Here is an 18,333-nt window from a genome sequence, read left to right as displayed (position 1 = left end):
TTCCAAAACAACCAAAACTTCCTTTAAGGAGGTGATGCCATCAAAATTTTCTCCGACACCAAGGTCACCACAAACGACAACGTAAAAATCAAATAAAAGGAGGATTATGCATTTTGAAGAAGAGATTGTCTGTATTTCTAATCGCTATTCTTACTTTTAGTCTTTTACCACAACATGCGCTTCATACAGTTCAGGCAGAGACAGATGATAGTTTTCTATTTGACTTTGGTACTGAGGATAGTCCAGTCGCAGATGGTTATACTCAGGTATCAAATACTCTCATTTATGACGAGGAAAGAGGATACGGCTTAAGTAAGTCTACTGCTACTCGTGATCGCGGAAACCCAGATGATGTACGCCGTGATTTTGTTATTGATGGAGATTACTCCTTTACTCTAGATATACCAAATGGGGAGTATTTCGTACGCATCATAGCAGGAGATGATATTGCATTTAATCGCTCCAGTTTTGCCATCAATGGAGAAGATTACGGCAATATTACATCTAGTGCAGGGGAATATTCAGAACTCACTACAAATCTTACGGTAACAGATGAGCAGCTTGTCATAGACATTGGAGAAAATGGACGTATTAATGGATTAGAGATTGTTCCGATGACCAACATAGACAGTCTGGCAATTGATTCCATTACTTTTACGCCTGACAGTGAAGTGACCTTAGCATGGGATGACGATCCAAATGCAGGTCATTACAACATCTACCGCAAAGGCGAGTCAGAGGAAACATTTGAAAAGCTAGATGATACAACGGATGCAGGCTATGTAGATACGACGGTGGAATTAGGTTACAGCTATACCTATGCTGTTACACTTGTACACCCGTCTGGCATCGAATCCGAAAAAAGCAATGAGGTAACAGCTACGATCATAAATGAGGAAGTGGTCGCTCCAGAAGCGCCGTCGAATCTATCTGTAACAAATGCTGAACTAAATAACGTTACGTTAGATTGGGATGCGGTGGACGATGCAAGTCTTTATTATATTTATCGCTCCAAATATAATCCGGATGAGTATCCAGAAGGTTCGGTTACCTTTGATAAAATTGCCACCACAACAGATACAAGTTTTATCGATGACACCATTTTAACTTATCACCATTATTATTATCAGGTTCGTGCCGTGAACGAAGGTGGCATTTCAGAAGCATCTGATGTGATAGAATCGCCCGTAACAGAAGTGCAAAAACGTCAAATGGAACAATTAGACCGTGCACTAGTCGCAGTTGAATCTGACGATGGTGTGTATGTCGGTTGGAAGGTGCTTGGAACAGATCCAGACGATGTGAAATTCAATGTATTCCGAGATGGAAGACAAATTAATAAGAAACCTATTGAAAATAGCTCCAACTTTTTTGACGAAAATGGAACGAAAGATTCTACTTATCAAGTAAGAATTATTAAGGGAAGCGGCGCAAAAATCACCAAAGAAGTCGATGTTTGGTCAGAAAATTATTTAAGTGTTGCTTTAGATAAACCAGAAGGCGGTACTACACCAGATGGAGTGGATTACACGTATAGTGCGAATGACGCTAGTGTGGGTGACCTTGATGGAGACGGCGAATATGAAATCATCTTAAAATGGGATCCATCTAACTCGAAAGATAATTCCCATTCCGGTTATACTGGTAATGTTTATTTGGATGCTTATAAATTAGATGGCACCAAAATGTGGCGACTTGACCTTGGCAGAAATATCCGAGCAGGTGCTCACTATACGCAGTTCCTTGTCTATGACTTTGATGGAAACGGCAAATCTGAGGTTGTATTAAAAACAGCAGATGGCACTATTGACGGAGAAGGCAATGTAATTGGGGATGCTAATGCTGACTATCGTAATAGCAGTGGTCGTATTTTAGAAGGTCCTGAATACTTAACTGTTTTTGAAGGTGAAACAGGCAAAGCCCTTACGACTACGGATTATACACCTCCTAGAGGCAACTTAAACGACTGGGGAGATAACTATGGTAATCGTGCTGACAGATTTTTAGCTGGTGTTGCCTACCTAGACGGCGAACGCCCAAGTATCGTGATGGCACGGGGGTACTATACACGCACAGTTCTTGCTGCCTATAACTGGCGTGATGGCGAGTTGACCCTAGAATGGGTGTTTGACAGTGATGACGAAGGCAATGAAGACTATGCTGGTCAAGGAAACCACAGCTTAGCCGTAGCAGATGTTGATAAAGATGGAAAAGATGAAATCATCTACGGTGCAATGGTTGTTGATGATGACGGTACTGGTCTTCATACAACTGGATGGGGGCATGGAGATGCCAATCATGTGAGCGACCTTGATCCAAATCGTCCAGGTATGGAAATTTATCAAGTGCATGAAAGTACAGGTATTCCAATCGGATATGGTATACGTGATGCAGAAACAGGAGAACGATTATTTGGTGTCGACATTAGTGCAGATGTCGGAAGAGGTTTAGCAGCGGATATTGACCCACGCTATGATGGTGCTGAATTTTGGGCATCAGTGTCATGGGATGGTAGTAATGGAACTGGCCTGCACGCAGTAGACGGAGAAGTGATCACTAATACGATCCCGAATTCTGTCAACCACGCTATTTGGTGGGATGGTGATTTGGGTCGCGAACTGCTAGATCATACCTTTGATCCAAACACAGACCCACATGGTGTTGGTCGAATTGACAAGTGGGATTATGAAAACGAAAAGCTTGTGAATTTACTAACTCCTGAAGGCACACGCACCAGCAACTGGACGAAAGGGAACCCTTCTTTACAAGCAGATATCTTCGGTGACTGGCGTGAAGAAGTGATCTGGCCTTCTTCCGATAGCGAAGAATTACGAATCTATACGACAACAGATGTGACCGAAGAAAAAATTTACACGCTTATGCATGATCCGGTTTATCGTCTATCAATCGCATGGCAAAATGTTGCGTATAACCAACCACCACATACTAGCTTTTTCCTAGGCTATAACATGAAAGAAGCACCAAAACCTGCGATTGTAACAGGAGACGAATTGTTTGGTTCTAATAAAAATAATTAAGGAATAAATAAAGGGCGAGAATTGACTTCTCGCCCTTTATTATTTGTTCGTTTGTGGTATTACAATGTATGAACCATGTTAGCTGTAAAAATTTATCGGTCACTTTTTGCTGTTTATCGGTCGGTTTTATTGCTTTATCGGTCAGTTTTTCCTATTTATCAGTCAGTTTTCTCGTGTTATCGGTCACTTTTAACCGTTTATCGGTCAGTCCGCTATATATACAAAAAGAGGGAGCTCATTGCCCCAAGTGTTCATCAAAATTTTCAGCTGCTTCCACCAATACTTCTTTTGCACCTTCTGAAATATGCTCCTGCATCTGAGTTTTCTCGATCTGATTTAAATACTTCTCGATAAACTTAAGCGATTTACTTTCTGATCCTTTCTCATAATGATGAATCGCTTGTTTATACGTGTTGGTTAATTGTGATGCTAATGGTCCTTTCAAGTCACCAGATTCGATATAGCTTTCCATGAGCTCTTGCAAATCGGAACTAGCAACTGGCAGCCAGACATTTGGAACTGGTACTTTTGACCAATCGATATCAGAACCAAAGTAGAAGCTCGTATAGGAAGGCTGATTGTAGCTTGTATTTTGTCTAGCCACCTCTGCACGATATTGTTTATCATGCATCAACGTATACAACTTACGATCCGTCACCTCTGTGCTAAGGTAGATGCGAATCGCTGAGCTATCTGCTGTTCGTACAAGCATTTCTTCGCGCCAATCACCGAATACATCGGCTACTAAACTTGGATTACCTTTTGTCCAATTATTGGTTCTCGTTCCTTCAGCCGTTAGGACCGTACCTTTTTGCCAGTCATCAATTGTTGGGGTTTGATCGATAGAACCGTTAATAATTTGTGTCGTCATATCTTTAGACCATTTAATACTCATATTCGTTCCCGGAGCATCTCGCCAGCTATCTGCCATTTCTTTTCCGTCAGCTGTATGCATACCTACGGCCCATGTTTCTAATCCCGGTTCATCAGGCAGCACGTCACCAATCATGCCACGGCCAGTATCTCTACCAGTATATGCACCATAAATCACTTCACCAGTTGCTGCATCTCGTAACGCGTAACCATATGGTGCCCATGGCCCGCCTTCAAATACCATGTACATTTCCAGTCCTGGACGGTTCGGGTCAATGTCCGTTACATGCATCGCATCTCCATGACCTAACCGTGCCATCCCTTCTGCTGCACCTTCTTCTGGCATTTCATCGAACGTACTATACAAGAGCGAACCATCGTGATCGATCGTTGCACCACCATAGACAATTTCATGCTTTCCGTCTCCATCGACATCTGCAGCACTTAAAGAGTGGAAACCTTGTGTTGTAATCGTTCCAAACTCTTCATCTGTTCCATCGACTCCATGCGGACCATCGTTAAACGGATTGCTCATTGGAGTCCAGCCGCTATCTACGTACCAGTTTTCTGTTAGATTTTCTCCATCCCAGTCGTACGATACCAAGGTAGTTCTTGTATAGTATCCTCTCGCAAATACAGCGGAAGGATTTTTACCATCTAAATATGCAACACCAGCTAAAAAGCGATCAACTCGATTTCCTGGTTCGATTCTAGACATCGCATAGTCTCCCCATCTCAAACCATCGTCTTCTCGTGCTGGTTTATAATCAATGGTTTCTAGCTCATCGCCTGTTTCTCCATCAAATACTGTTAAATATTCTGGTCCTTCCAAAACAAAGCCCTCAAAGTTTCTTAAATCATTTCGGCCGCTTCGTGAAGGTGCATATTCATCCATGAAATAGTCCGCTAAATTTTCCGCATCCTCTCTAGATAACGGATAGTCATATTGCGGCTCGATTCCAAAACTTTCTTCCAATGTCTCTGGCCACTGACCGTTCACCACTTCTTCCTGTTCATGCCAGTTCATAAATAAATCCACGGTATACTCGTAATAATCGTCACTGCTCATACGGTAATCATCATCGTGACTATAGCCAGCTTCGATATCTTCTTCTGGCATTGTGATATATTCTTCCGATTCTACCTTTCCGTCTTCATCATACTTCATGATCTTTGTTCCAGGAGCTGTTTTAAACATGATTTCAGACTTGCCATTTCCATCAAAATCATATACTAAAAATTGCGTATAGTGCGCACCAGAGCGAATGTTTACCCCTAAGTCAATTCGATAAAGCAGTTTGCCATCAATGGTATACGTATCTAAGTAAGTATTGCCAGTGTAGCCAACCTGTGATACATCCTTAGAATTGCTCGGCTCCCATTTCACCACATATTCATATTGGCCATCACCATTTACATCCCCAACACTCATATCATTTGCATGATAAGTATAGGATTCTCCAACTGGAGTTACGCCATCTGCTGGTTTTTGTAAAGGTATATCATAATATCCTTCGTCCCAAGGCAGTGTTGTTTCACTCTCATCTACTTCTTCACCGTCCACAACGGCATGAACAGCATATTCATCACTAGATGAACCTTCTTCATCTAAATAGTTCGTGCTATCGTCAACCGTTCCAATTTTTTCACCATTACGATAGACATTAAAATCAACGCCTGTTAATCCGCTATCTGAATACCCTGCAACTTCATTTGCTAAAAGTCGCCAACTTAAAAATATACCTTCAGAGGTAGAAGCAGCGACTAACCCTCTGTCTAAGTTTTCTAGTTGAACACTTTCTGTAAAATCTGGCTGTTGCTTTGTATGATAATCATTTGCTGAGACACTGGCTGCACCCGAAAGAAGTAAAGTCGTAGCTGTAATCGAACTAACTACTTTTTTTGTGAACAATCCCTTTTTCAAATAATCACTCCTCTAATTTTTGGAATTTCCCCAACCAGACCGGAATAAGAGAACGTTTTCAATTTTAACAACAATGATCTGGCTACACTTGCTCGGTCCTCCCTTCGTGCAAAGCATTATAACAAGGACAACCCCTTTCGTCATTCAAAAAAACAGAGGAAAACCATTAAAAATCAGAGGTCGGGCGCTTTTTTTTAAAAACACAACAATAGTATTAGATTGATATTCACGGGGATTTCTTTATAATAGGTCGGATGGCTTATGGGTATTCATATTATTAATCAATGAAAGCTTATGGTATGGTAATATATAGAAGATTCCTCTAATATATTCTAACTTGAATAATAGGATTAAAAGACAATCAATTAAGAATCCAGAGAAGTGATTGATGAAAGAATGAATATATATAGATTACGTTGAATATGTTTTTTATCGGGAAGAAGCAGATATGGGGAACTTAAGAAAAGGAGCGATCAAATGGGGACATCCCTTATCTCTTTAACCTTTCTACGTCTGATTCCAATTTAAACACCCGCTTATTTAAGACTTCCGTTCTATCATTTACATGATCAATAATTCTTTCTGTGGTATGGAATCAAGTTCTTAATGAACTAAAAGAAATGCGTACTAACGTTAATGAATTAAAAGAAATCCGTACTGATATCGATGACTTAAAACAAGGACAAAAAAGACTAGAAGATGGGCAGATACAACTGCAAAAAAATCTAGTTGATGGTTTAGGTGAGTATTCCCAGACGACTTTTCTTACATCACGCTGACTTTATTATCCATCAACCTCCCCCGTATCTTTCATACTATCTGATTTCGTTTTATCATGGAATTCTCCGGTATTGTTCACTGTTCCCGAATCTTTTTGCTTGCGTAAGGCTTCAGATGCTGAATGGTATGCATAAGGTTTTTCATCCTCTATTGTGTCAATCCAACTATTTTTCTGTTCTTCTTTCGTGTCATCATGAATATTACGATTATAATAATTGGGCAGAATCCAATCATCAAGGCTATGCGAAACTACTTCATAAGAGTAGATCAAACGAGATTGCAAAATAAAACGAAATACGATTGCTATCATAAGACATAACCACCATGACTGAATCGACATTATGAGAGATTGCAAAATGCTTAATTTTTCATAATAAAAATAAAAAGCAATCGAGCTCCAAAAAGAAACGAAAAACCCAGTACAGAAGGAAGTGGTATACTCTTTTACTAGAGCACGTATACCCAATACGATAGATAAAACCACCAAAATTCCGACTGACCAAAAAGTCCAATAGCTTTTTGCAAATTCTAAAAATAGCGGAGTGTAGTAAATCATGATAAAGAAAATAAAACTTAAGACAGAATAAGCTGCAAAACTAATACCACGATCACATTCCATCATTTTACACATGAAGGAGAACAAACTAGTTAATCCAAGCAAAAATATAAAAAGATATATTTGCCAGCTTGGGATGATAAGATCGTTAGGGAATCCTTCTAATATTGCACTTATAAAGAAAAACACCGCAAAAAATACACAGACAATGTCAAGGAAAGCCAAGAATTTGAAAGTCCTAGTCGTTTCTCTTATAAGTCGAGCCATAATATCCCTCATTCTACTTATAATAAATTTAGAGATTAGAACACCTGAAATAAAAAAGCACCAATCTAGGTGCTCTATCATTATTTCGTTAAATGTTAGTCGAACACTTTTGTGTCCTTCGATCTTCCTGCCTTCACCTTTCTTTTTAACATTTATTACTTATAATTTTTTATGAGAAAGAACAAGTCATGAAGATACATTCTAAAACAGATTATGCTCTCTAATCTTATTTATGAAAAAAATGGACAAATTCCTTAACTAACATCTCCGTAATGCATCTTTATCTTTCCCTGTCGCAAAAAAACTAAAACTGCTCCTTGTATCTGCTTGGCGGCATGCCAACTACTTTCCGGAACACTCTGCTGAAATATAAAGGATTTTCATACCCTACGATCATAGCAACTTCTGAAACATTAAACGACGTTTCGGATAATAGTCTTTTTGCTTCGTTTATACGTATATCTGTTATATATTTTATTGGCGTGGTACCAGTTACTGCTTTAAATTTATGAATAAAGCGGTACACACTTAAGTTACATAATTTAGCAAGATCTTCTGTAAGCAAGATTTGACTATACTGTTCATGCATGTATTGAATGATGTTATTGATATCTTCATAATGAAACTTTTTATCTTTCTCTTTACTCCGTAGATTTCTCCCTAATAGCGCAAGTAACTCTAATAGTTTTGCGCTTGTCATATATTCGCTTAAGGGTTTGTTCATGTTTAATTCATGAATGATTTCCTCAAACACTGATATAATCTTATCTTTCACTCCAACTGAATGAATAGATGGATGTAATAACCCAAATTGGTTCAAGTATTCATAAGCCTCATATCCCGTAAAATGAATCCAATACGCTTCGGTAAAATCTTTCGCATCATAATCATAATGTTGCGGTTCATTAGGAGCATACAAGACTAGCTGTCCATTCGATACCTGCCTTGTCCCGTTCTCCATATAAAAAGTACCTTTACCACCAACTATATAGATTAATTGAAAATCTAACCTACCTTTATCACGTTTTCGAGTCAAATGCTTCGTGATTAATTTTTGGTACCCACAACAATTTACAGAAAGCGAACGGTCCTTATCTTCAATTCCATCTTCCTCCCATTTATCCGATATATTTCCAGAGATACTGATCATATACTCCCCCCTTTATAGCAATTTTGTGTATATTTCTAGCAATATAATATATTTAATATTTTCTATGAAAACGCTATAATTATATTAACTATAACATAAAGAGATACTTTCATCAGTAGGTTCTTACAGAAGATTGTACACCATGATAAAATCTCTTCAAATCTTCATCCTGCATCCAGACCAAAATTTCATACATCACAATTATGTGAATGCATTCTTCGACACAACATACTAAATGACAGAGAAATAAAAGAGAGGAGAGAAAATAGATGAAAGAAGCTAGAATCGTAAGTAACCTAAACTTAGATTGGAAATTTTCTCGAGGAGATGAACCGAAAGCATGGTACAAAGGCCATGACGATTCCGAGTGGCGTGATATCACCCTTCCTCATGACTGGTCTGTTGAAGAACCTTTTTCAAAGGAGCACTCAAGCGGAACTGGTTACGTAGCCGGAGGTACAGGATGGTATCGGAAAAATTTTAAGCTTCCTTCTGAATTAAAAGGAAAAAAAGTTTATATTACCTTTGAAGGTATCTATAATAACTCACAAGTTTGGTGTAATAGCTACTACATTGGAAAAAGACCTTTTGGCTATAGTACTTTTACATACGACATTACAGATTTTGTTACCTTTGAAAGAGACAATGTGATATCGGTTAAGGTGAACCATAAAGATATTGCGGATTCCAGGTGGTTTACAGGTTCTGGTATCTATCGTGACGTCTATCTTACTATCACAGACCCCATTCATATTGACCAATATGGCGTATTTGTGACAACACCAGAGGTATCAGTGGAACAAGCTACAGTAGCAGTGAATGTGCAATTAACCAATGAGACAAGTAATCCAGAGAATATTCAAATAAAAAATACACTCTTGGATCAAAATGGAGAGGCTGTAGGTTCCTCCTCAGAGATCACTAATATTTTAGCAGAATCCAATTTACATGTGGACCAATCGATTAATGTAAAAGAACCCCAACTATGGTCGCCTGAAAACCCGTATCTATATACAGTCAAAACAGAAATTATCAAAAACAATCAGGTTATCGACAATGTAACAACTGTAACCGGTATTCGATCCTTTTCATTTGATCCGAAAAAAGGTTTCTTCTTAAATGATGAAAATATGAAAATAAAAGGAGTTTGTGTTCACCATGATGCCGGTGGATTAGGAGCAGCTGTTCCGAAAAAAGTATGGGTTCGAAGACTGAAAGCCCTGAAAGAAATGGGATGTAATGCGATTCGAATGAGTCATAATCCTCCAGCATCAAACTTGCTTGATCTATGTGACAGCATGGGCTTTCTTGTGATGGATGAAGCCTTTGACGAGTGGGAAGGTGTGAAAAACAAATGGTTTAATGGACACAATGTGTATCCGCCTAAACATTACGGATATTATGAAGATTTTCCACAATGGGGAGAAACAGATCTTAAAGAAATGGTATTAAGGGACAGAAACCACCCATCAATTATTATGTGGAGCATCGGGAATGAAATCGATTATCCGAACGATCCATATTGTCATCCTTCTTTCGAAACCATGACAGGAAATAATGATTCGAAGAAACCGGCAGCGGAAAGAATCTATGATCCAAATAAACCAAATGCGGAAAGACTCACAACTATTGCGAAACGTCTTGTCCAATATGTGAAAGAGTGTGATACGACAAGACCGGTTACATCTGCTTTGGCATTTCCAGAGCTGTCCAATCTAACTGGTTACGCACAGGCATTGGATGTTGTCGGCTACAATTATAAAGAACATCTTTATGAAGACGATCTCGAAAAGTATCCAGACCATGTCATCTATGGCAGTGAAAACAAACCTGGTTATGATGCATGGTTAAAGGTAAGAGACAATGATGCCATCTGTGCTCAATTTATCTGGACAGGCATCGATTATTTGGGAGAAGCAAAGGGCTGGCCGGTAAGAGCTGCTCCGGCTGGATTCTTAGACCTTGCCGGTAACAAAAAGTCTAGCTATTATTACCGCCAAAGTTTTTGGAGTAAGGAGCCAATGGTATACTTAGCAGCAATGCCAAAATACGCTCTTGAATCAGAACGGAACCCTAGATGGCAGGGAGATCCTCACTGGAACTGGAAGGATGGAGAGGAGCTTGCAGTCTTTTGCTATACCAACTGCCAAGAAGCAGAATTATTTCTTAATGATAAATCCTTAGGAACACAACAAATGAGTGAAGATGGAAGCTACCTTAGCTGGGACATTGCTTTTGAAAAAGGGGTATTAAAAGTAGTGGCAAAAGATCGTAATGGCAACAAACATACACATGAGCTTGTGACGGCTTCAGCCCCTAAGAAGCTAGACATCGAAATAGACTATCCAGAATTGAAAGCGGATGGCCAGGATATCACGCATATGGAAATGCAAATTACTGATGAGAATGGAAATCCTGTTTATCTTGCCGATAATCGAATCGAGCTTTCTGTTGAAGGACCCGGAGAATTAATCGGAATGGAAAGTGGCAATGTCAAAGACTTACAAACATACAATTCCAATAATAGAAAAGCTTACCAAGGCAAACTCGTAGCTTTTCTTCGTTCCAAAACAGAAGAAGGCACCATTTCAGTGACGGTCAAGTCTGAAGGCTTAGAAACAACTCAACTATCCATTCCAGTTAAGAAAGAAGAAAAAGTTACAGCTTCCACGATGCATTAAACCATTTCTAAGAATAGACAAAAAGCATACCCTTTTATTTATAGGGTATGCTTCTAAATTTATTCCATATCACGCTTGGACAGATTCGGCCAGGTTATTCTTATTATTTTTCGCTTCCGCTTTCTCAAAAGCGACATATGTAAAACGCATCATCAGTAAGCTTAATACACTGCCTGAGAAAAATAAAAAGATAACCGGGTAGGATACGGTTACATAATAGATGACAAAGACAGCAAACGCCATATATAAGGTTCGCAACGGATAAGAAGCGCCAATAATGAAAGCATATTTAAAACATTCCCTTAACTTCACGTCAAAATGCACGAAAACGGGAAAGAGAAAAAATGTTACCATGAAATAATAAAAAGAAACAGTTACCAACAAAAGCATCATTATCATACTAAAAGGACCGTTCGTATTTTTAACTAGGGCGTAATCCAAATATAATACAACTCCACCAATGACACTTATATATCCGAGTATGTTCGCTTTTAAAAGGGTTTCTTTAAATGATTTCCAAAATGTCTGAAAAATTGGTAGATCAGTATCCCCTTTAATCCAATGCCTAACAATCGTAAACATGGCCACTGTAGCCGGAAATAAACCTATAAATCCTATTCCTATAATGGTGAAAAAAATCCATAGTAAATTTAAAAAACATAACCGCATGATCCACTCTGAGAACTTATAAATAAATGTAGACCCAAAACCATTCACCTGTATCATACCTTTCTTTTGGGAAATAGAAAGATGTCCCACAGGAATGTCTATAAAGAGTGACTTGATAAACGTACTTCTGTGGGAATAATCCTCCATCTATTTAAGAAATCCTTAACTTTTAACAGCTCCTGCTACCCCTTCAATAAAGTATCTTTGCATGATAATAAAGATAGTCATTACTGGTATTAAGGAAATAGTTGCACCCGCAGCCATACCGGAGAAATCCACTGCATATGTTTGAACAAAGTTTTGCATCCCTACTGCTAAGGTTCTCAGCTCTGGTTTACTAATCGTTAATACGAGAGGTACTAAGAAAGAACTCCAAGTCCAAATGAATTGCATGATCGCCGTTGTGGCTACGATTGGCATACTTAACGGCAGCATCACTTTGGTGAAGATCGTTAAAAATCCAGCGCCATCAATTTCCGCTGCTTCCTCAATCGATTTTGGCAAATTGGCAAAGAAAGAGGCAAACATTAAAATAAACAATACGTGAGCACCAGAGGCCTCTGCAACAATAATACCAAGAATTGAATCATCCAGCCCCATGTAATTTACTAACTTGAATAATGGGATAATGGTGTAGCCTTTCGGAATAAACATAATCGCAACAACACAAACCATAATCGTTTTTTTACCTGGAAAATCAATTCTACCTAACGCATATCCTGTTAAGGAGGATAGAATAATGACAATCATAACCGTTGCTACGGTAAAAATGACAGTGTTTAAAAAGTAGCCGGAAAAATTTGCTGTAAACCAAGCATCTGTGTAATTTTCCCATTGAAACTCTCCTTCTGGCATGAGTTTTGTACCACTTGTTAAAAATTCTTGATTTGTTTTTAAGGAAGAAAACACCATCCATATGAAAGGATAAATCCAAACAAGACCAAAAAGGACTAAAAATACATGTATAACAAGGCGCGCTGATTTAGTTGAAATCATGCTTTTACACCACCTTTGCTCTTTTTGTTTCCTTTTAGTTTCATAATCTGTTTACCAAAGGATGCAGCACCAAATATCATACTGATGACGAAGGTAAATAAACCTAGTAAAACACCCGCAGCCGAAGCATATCCCATTCGAACTTGTCCACCGCCAAGTTGGCTTGAAAAGGCATAATTATAGATAAATAGGTCCATTGTTTCTGTTGCGAAGTTTGGACCACCGTTTGTTAGTGTTTTAACTAAGTCAAATGCATTGATCCCGCTTACTAGTGATAATAAGATAATAACCGCAGCCATCGGTTTTAACAGAGGTAATGTAATGTGTCTTAAGGTAGACCAGAATCCTGCTCCATCGAGTTGGGCAGATTCATATAATTCATTAGGAATCGATTGTAAACCAGCTAGCCAATAAACCATGTTAATTCCAAGCCCTTTCCAAGATCCAACCACAATTAAGATGATTAAAGCAAGGACAGGGTCTGTTAACCATGGAATCGGTTTATCAATAATATTAAAATTCAAAAGGAATTGGTTAAAAAAACCAGTAATACCGAAGATATTTCCCATGATAATCCCAACAATCGCTGTAGTTGTTACAACAGGCAGGAAGTATATCGCTCGGTAAAAGCCTTTTCCATTCATCTTTTGATCATTCAGAATAATAGCTAGGATCAAAGCTCCCCCAACACCTAGCACCGTTGTTCCTAAAATATAGTAAATCGAAATTAACGCCGAATTCCAAAATCGTGGAGAAGATAATAACTGTTGGTAATTCCCAAGACCTACAAAATCTTCTAATGGCCCAATTCCCGTCCACTCATAAAAGGAATACACATAACTCATGACGATTGGGTACGCGGAGAAAATAAAGAATACTAAAATTTGCGGGGCCAGAAAAATATACGCCCATATAGTTTTTTTTCTTTTTAATGTTTTAAGGTTGGAATTTGACTCCGCCTTTTGTTTCTGTTCTAACTCTAGATTTTTAGCCAAAACACCCTCATCCTTTCTAATGGAATGATATGAAAAGGATAAAATTACTATAGTCTAGCAAAACTAGACTATAGTAATTTATATGGTACTTACCTTAACTCATCATATTTATCTACTGTATAAGGTTCGAAAGGTTCCCAGTTTGGATACATGTAATCCTCTTGAGAAACTTCTGGATATTCATCCAAAGTTTCATAGAAAGCATCTTTCATTGCTTGATCAATTTCTCCTACTTCTGCTTCGAGATCATCAATATTGCCAGTGAGATAACCCACGACAGCATCACCAATACCGCCAACGTCTAATTTATTTCGATAGGCTTTATTAAACTCAACCGTCTCTGGATTAAATTCTGCTGGTTTTGGTACTGGAATAGCTAATTCACTTTCTAACTCTAAAATGTCTTGATATTGTTCAAATGGAGGTTCGCCGCCTACATCTTTTTTAGCAGGGAGACCAGCACCTGTATTCACATAAACAATTCTGTGAAGGTTTTCAAGGGAGTACTCTAGGAATGTTTTTACTTCTTCCCAATGCTCTGTATCGTTATTTACACGAATACTTGTTGCTTCTGAACCTGCCCGATAATAATATGGTTTACCATCTTTGGTTGGAAGTGGAGCGACACCCCAATTTTCAAATTCCGTTTCAACGAATAGCTGTCTTCCTACCCAGTCACCACTCCATAAGAAAGCACTTTGACCAACAGAGAAGGTTGCTTCCGCTTCCCCTAAGCCAATTTCCACACTTTGAGGAGCCATTAGGTCTTCATCTAGCAATTCTTTTAAAAATTTAGCGCTTTCGATTTTACCTTCTGTCAATACTTGTGGTTCACCTTCTTTTAAATTTTCTTGCCAAGGTACTTCTGGTGTAATAGCTGTTCCCATCATAGAGACTAACTGCTCATTAGCCCAACCAGGATTGTTCCATACGATTGGATAGACACCGCCATTTGAATCCTCTCTAATCTGTTGACCAAGCTCTTTAAATTCCTCCCATGTTTCAGGAATATCATCTTCCGTTAGCCCTAACATGTCAAAAACATCTTTATTATAGTACATAATCATTGCTTTACTTTTTGGTGATGCCAATGGAAAACCGTAAACAGATCCATCTACAGTCGTTCCATTTTCATACCATGTCCCATCTTGGAACTGGGCTTTCACTTCGTCTGTAAATACTTCATCTAAATTTTTCACCGCATCTACTTCTACTAATTCAGACATTTCTACGATATTAGTCCACATATCTGGTAGGTCTCCTTCAGATAGTGCGGTACGAAGCTGTGTTTCAGGCTCTGGTGTTTCTTGTCTTTCAATTTTTATATCTGGGTGTTCTGCTTCGAATTCTTCAATTAACTGTTCAAATCCACCTCTAAGCTCTGGATATCTATTCCAGAAAGAAAGTGTTACGACGTCTTCATCTTCACTTCCTTCGTTGCCACCACCATCTCCGTCTACATCGTCATCATTAGAGCTGCATGCACTAAGTACTAATATCATTGCGAACAAACCGAAAAGAAATATACTTGTTTTTCTCATTCATTCTTCCCCCTAATTGTAGATTTTTCATCATAAATACCATTCATTTACTTCTGATGCTAAATGGCAGCATCACCCCCTTAAATGAATTTCATATGAAAAGTCTTGTTAGTAATGGATTTGCTAAAAACAAAAGTTGTGGTTTAAACAGTGGTGTTGATTTGTAGATGTTATACGATTTCTAACTTGGAGTTTTTTCAAAATGTAGGATGAAAATCGTTTTGGAAAAAGTTTATTTATTAACTCTAAATAGAATAGTTGTGACACTTTTTGGCGGTATATCAAAGGTTTCTTTACTAACTCCTTCATGAACCTTGGCTAAGTTATAATTTTCAGAAGTTTCAAATAATTCTATATAGTCAAATTGATTTAATAGATCACCCTTTAGTTTGATACTTTTTTGTTTGGGATCATTATTGATCACCACATAAATGAATTGATGCAGCTTCTCATCGTAAAATGCGGAGGTTTTGGTGTTGTTGTGTTCTTCCGATAGGATGATTCGCTTTGCGCCTGGCCGAATAAATTTACTATAGTTCCCCATTGCCCATAATCTCTTGGTTTCTTCTATATCTTCTGTTCCAGCATTGGTATATATTAATCCATCCCGAAAATCATATTTAGAAACAGCAATCCAATATTGCCAGGAGGTAACGTTTGCTAGAGTCAAATCATCATGTATCGTGTTAGCGAGTACTAATGCTGAATCCATTCCATAGTCTCGCTTTTGTTTCATTTCCGTCCATTCACTCATGGTTAATGAAATAGAGGGAAAATTTTCTTTCATATAATCAGCCAATTGAATTTTATCCTTTGCTTCAGACCAATAGGAGTGGACATCAAAATGAGTAAGCGCTGTCATTAATTCGCTATCTTGAAATATGTGATCAACATATTTTTGCGCTGTTTTCCATTCACCTGCTTCAATAGCTGCTATTTTAAAGGAAGTATCAGTTTGTTCTTTCATTTTATTATGTAAAATCTTTAATAGGTTCACACACTCTTCGGGAGAGTAATGACATCCCTCTTGCCCTTTTTCCTGTTTCCAATCCCATTGCGGCTCATTAATAGGACTTAAATAGGTAATTGGAATCCCTTCCTCTTCAATCAATTGATTGGTCACATCAATAAGATACTGTGCGAAATCTTCATACATATCCTCTCTTAAGTTGGACATTCCTTGTTCTTCACCAGTAACAGATCCTGATTTCGTCATTCTGGCTGTAGGACTATTGGCAAATGCTATGAAATGTTGGACACCTTTCTGATAAACCTCTTTTAGTACCCTTATCGCATTTTCATCTTTATCCCAATCATAACCCCCTTTTTCTACTTCAAAAGATTCCGTGCGTCTCCACGAATCAGCAATATCTCCTCCCGAACCTGCTCCTATGTTATAGCGATAGATGGATAACCCTATTCCGGCATCTCGATCAAATAATAGATCAATGATTTCTTTGCGATTTTGATCACTCCAACCTCCAATGTCTTGTGACCACCAAGCTCCGGAAGCGCCAAATCCTTCAATAGTTTGTGCTGTTTTAAAAGTATCCATCATGGCATCATCCCCTTTCAGTAACCGGTTGCTATATACTGTTTAAAAAATACTCTTACAGAAACCGGTTGCTATAGATGTATGAATATTTGGTAACCGGTTGCTAAAACGAACGACATATAACCCTCATTTTTCTATAAAAATTTTTCTGCACGATTCTCTTACTTCTAAATAAGGTTCCATAAGTATGTCTTTATTTTCACTTTTCTTTTGATTCAGTTGAGGTTGAATAAGTAAATCTATTGCATTTTCCCCCAGCTCTTTATACGGATGACTTACAGTCGTCAATTCAGGATTCGAATTTTTAGCTAAATCTGTATTATCAAAACCTACAAAAGCGAATGGGTTTATTTTTTTTCTTCTGCATTCTTTTAAGGCACCTATTATGACCAAATCATTGATTCCAATTAACGCTGTTGGTAAATCTTCTTTATTGACCTCGATTAAATTGTTTATTGCTTCTTCTCCTCGTTCAATATCAAAACCACTATAGATTTGCCAGCTATCTCTGATTGGTAAACCGTATTTTGTTAAGGCATTTCTATATGCTTCGACTTTAATGTCAGTAGTTGTGATCCCTTCTATACCGCCAATAAGTCCAATTTTTTCATGCCCTTGACTGACTAAATGATCAATAATGATTTCGATTCCATGAGCTTCATCCGTTCGAATGCTGTAACAATCAAGCCCATCAATCTTTCCATTAATCATCAAAACGGGCATTTTATCCATCACTTGTGATAATTCATTCACTTCCATTACGTCAGGGAGTGCTTTATTAATTCTTCCACCCATTAAAATAATACCTTCTACTTGACGTTCGGCAAGTATTTTCAGATATTTTGATTCCATCTCACTATTATTCATGGAATTACATAATAAAAGAGTATATCCTTTCGTTAAGGCATATTTTTCTGCTTCAATAAACACTTGCGAGAAAAAAGAATTTGTTATGTCAGGTAAAATAAATCCTATCATTTTGGTTTCTTTCTTTGATAGACTTCTCGCTACAGCATTAGGTTGAAAATCATATTTGTGAATGATATCTATCACTTTTTTTCTTGTTTCTTCCTTTACGGGATAATTTCCAGCGATCACTCTTGAAACAGTCGCGGAAGAAACTTGTGCTTCCTTTGCAATATCATAAATGGTTATTGACTTGTGCTCCATAATTTCTCCAACTCTTTCTTTTATTATGTAACCGGTTTCTTTACAATATACAGCAGGAAAATTGGAAAGTCAACACTTTCTAAAATGATTTAATAAACTTTTTATTAAACGACAAAAACCGCCTTATTTCAGCAAAAA

At 37.9% G+C, this 18,333-nt stretch carries 12 protein-coding genes; 3 read left to right on the top strand and 9 right to left on the bottom strand.

Translation table 11 applies throughout. From position 1 onward, the window contains the following. Positions 1-113: 113 nt before the first annotated feature. Positions 114-3,038: a rhamnogalacturonan lyase family protein gene (locus GHD00_RS21250; protein WP_163537479.1), complete on the top strand. Its 2,925-nt coding sequence runs from the start codon at positions 114-116 to the stop codon at positions 3,036-3,038. Between the two features lie 235 nt (positions 3,039-3,273). On the opposite strand, the gene GHD00_RS07205 is transcribed toward GHD00_RS21250, so the two are convergent. Beyond that, positions 3,274-5,835, bottom strand: a complete 2,562-nt coding sequence (locus GHD00_RS07205; protein ID WP_205600723.1) for a rhamnogalacturonan lyase — start codon at positions 5,833-5,835, stop codon at positions 3,274-3,276. A gap of 620 nt (positions 5,836-6,455) precedes the next feature. Here GHD00_RS07205 and GHD00_RS07200 point away from each other — a divergent pair. Then, positions 6,456-6,614, top strand: a complete 159-nt coding sequence (locus tag GHD00_RS07200; protein WP_163537478.1) for a hypothetical protein — start codon at positions 6,456-6,458, stop codon at positions 6,612-6,614. 5 nt (positions 6,615-6,619) lie between these two features. Here the strand turns inward: GHD00_RS07200 and GHD00_RS07195 are convergent, their stop codons facing one another. Together GHD00_RS07195 and GHD00_RS07190 are read right to left on the bottom strand one after the other, a co-directional pair. After that, on the bottom strand, positions 6,620-7,438 hold the full coding sequence (locus GHD00_RS07195) for a hypothetical protein (protein ID WP_163537477.1): 819 nt from the start codon (positions 7,436-7,438) through the stop codon (positions 6,620-6,622). Between the two features lie 304 nt (positions 7,439-7,742). Then, complete coding sequence (locus GHD00_RS07190; protein WP_163537476.1) at positions 7,743-8,588, bottom strand: AraC family transcriptional regulator; 846 nt, start codon at positions 8,586-8,588, stop codon at positions 7,743-7,745. A gap of 269 nt (positions 8,589-8,857) precedes the next feature. Here GHD00_RS07190 and GHD00_RS07185 point away from each other — a divergent pair, with 269 nt between their 5' ends. After that, positions 8,858-11,269: a glycoside hydrolase family 2 TIM barrel-domain containing protein gene (locus tag GHD00_RS07185; protein ID WP_163537475.1), complete on the top strand. Its 2,412-nt coding sequence runs from the start codon at positions 8,858-8,860 to the stop codon at positions 11,267-11,269. Positions 11,270-11,338: 69 nt separating this feature from the next. Here GHD00_RS07185 and GHD00_RS07180 read toward each other — a convergent pair whose 3' ends face one another. The 6 genes from GHD00_RS07180 to GHD00_RS07155 all read right to left on the bottom strand — a co-directional run bounded on the left by GHD00_RS07180 (position 11,339) and on the right by GHD00_RS07155 (position 18,195). Next, positions 11,339-11,938 (bottom strand): YesL family protein, encoded by a 600-nt coding sequence (locus tag GHD00_RS07180; protein ID WP_205600722.1) that lies wholly within the window; start codon positions 11,936-11,938, stop codon positions 11,339-11,341. Positions 11,939-12,100: 162 nt separating this feature from the next. After that, on the bottom strand, positions 12,101-12,934 hold the full coding sequence (locus tag GHD00_RS07175) for a carbohydrate ABC transporter permease (RefSeq protein ID WP_163537473.1): 834 nt from the start codon (positions 12,932-12,934) through the stop codon (positions 12,101-12,103). Beyond that, on the bottom strand, positions 12,931-13,929 hold the full coding sequence (locus GHD00_RS07170; RefSeq protein WP_163537472.1) for a carbohydrate ABC transporter permease: 999 nt from the start codon (positions 13,927-13,929) through the stop codon (positions 12,931-12,933). Before GHD00_RS07170 ends, GHD00_RS07175 begins: the two co-directional genes overlap by 4 nt. A gap of 89 nt (positions 13,930-14,018) precedes the next feature. Continuing rightward, entirely contained in the window at positions 14,019-15,470 is a 1,452-nt protein-coding gene (locus tag GHD00_RS07165) for an ABC transporter substrate-binding protein (protein ID WP_163537471.1), read from the bottom strand. A 232-nt stretch (positions 15,471-15,702) separates the two neighbouring features. After that, a complete protein-coding gene (locus GHD00_RS07160) occupies positions 15,703-17,025 on the bottom strand; it encodes a glycoside hydrolase family 30 protein (RefSeq protein WP_205600721.1) in 1,323 nt (440 codons plus the stop codon). 126 nt (positions 17,026-17,151) lie between these two features. After that, complete coding sequence (locus GHD00_RS07155; RefSeq protein ID WP_163537469.1) at positions 17,152-18,195, bottom strand: LacI family DNA-binding transcriptional regulator; 1,044 nt, start codon at positions 18,193-18,195, stop codon at positions 17,152-17,154. Positions 18,196-18,333 lie beyond the last annotated feature (138 nt).

Source organism: Gracilibacillus sp. YIM 98692, assembly GCF_010993965.1.
Classification (GTDB): Bacteria; Bacillota; Bacilli; order Bacillales; family Amphibacillaceae; genus Gracilibacillus.
This window is presented reverse-complemented; position numbering and strand designations above follow the sequence as displayed.

Bases quoted from the DNA above. Each gene is read 5' to 3' on its own strand.
- GHD00_RS07195 (WP_163537477.1), bottom strand. From the start codon at position 7,438: ATGGCTCGACTTATAAGAGAAACGACTAGGACTTTCAAATTCTTGGCT.
- GHD00_RS07185 (WP_163537475.1), top strand. From the start codon at position 8,858: ATGAAAGAAGCTAGAATCGTAAGTAACCTAAACTTAGATTGGAAATTT.
- GHD00_RS07165 (WP_163537471.1), bottom strand. From the start codon at position 15,470: ATGAGAAAAACAAGTATATTTCTTTTCGGTTTGTTCGCAATGATATTA.
- GHD00_RS07155 (WP_163537469.1), bottom strand. From the start codon at position 18,195: ATGGAGCACAAGTCAATAACCATTTATGATATTGCAAAGGAAGCACAA.
- GHD00_RS07160 (WP_205600721.1), bottom strand. From the start codon at position 17,025: ATGGATACTTTTAAAACAGCACAAACTATTGAAGGATTTGGCGCTTCC.
- GHD00_RS07200 (WP_163537478.1), top strand. From the start codon at position 6,456: ATGCGTACTAACGTTAATGAATTAAAAGAAATCCGTACTGATATCGAT.
- GHD00_RS07175 (WP_163537473.1), bottom strand. From the start codon at position 12,934: ATGATTTCAACTAAATCAGCGCGCCTTGTTATACATGTATTTTTAGTC.
- GHD00_RS07190 (WP_163537476.1), bottom strand. From the start codon at position 8,588: ATGATCAGTATCTCTGGAAATATATCGGATAAATGGGAGGAAGATGGA.
- GHD00_RS07180 (WP_205600722.1), bottom strand. From the start codon at position 11,938: ATGCGGTTATGTTTTTTAAATTTACTATGGATTTTTTTCACCATTATA.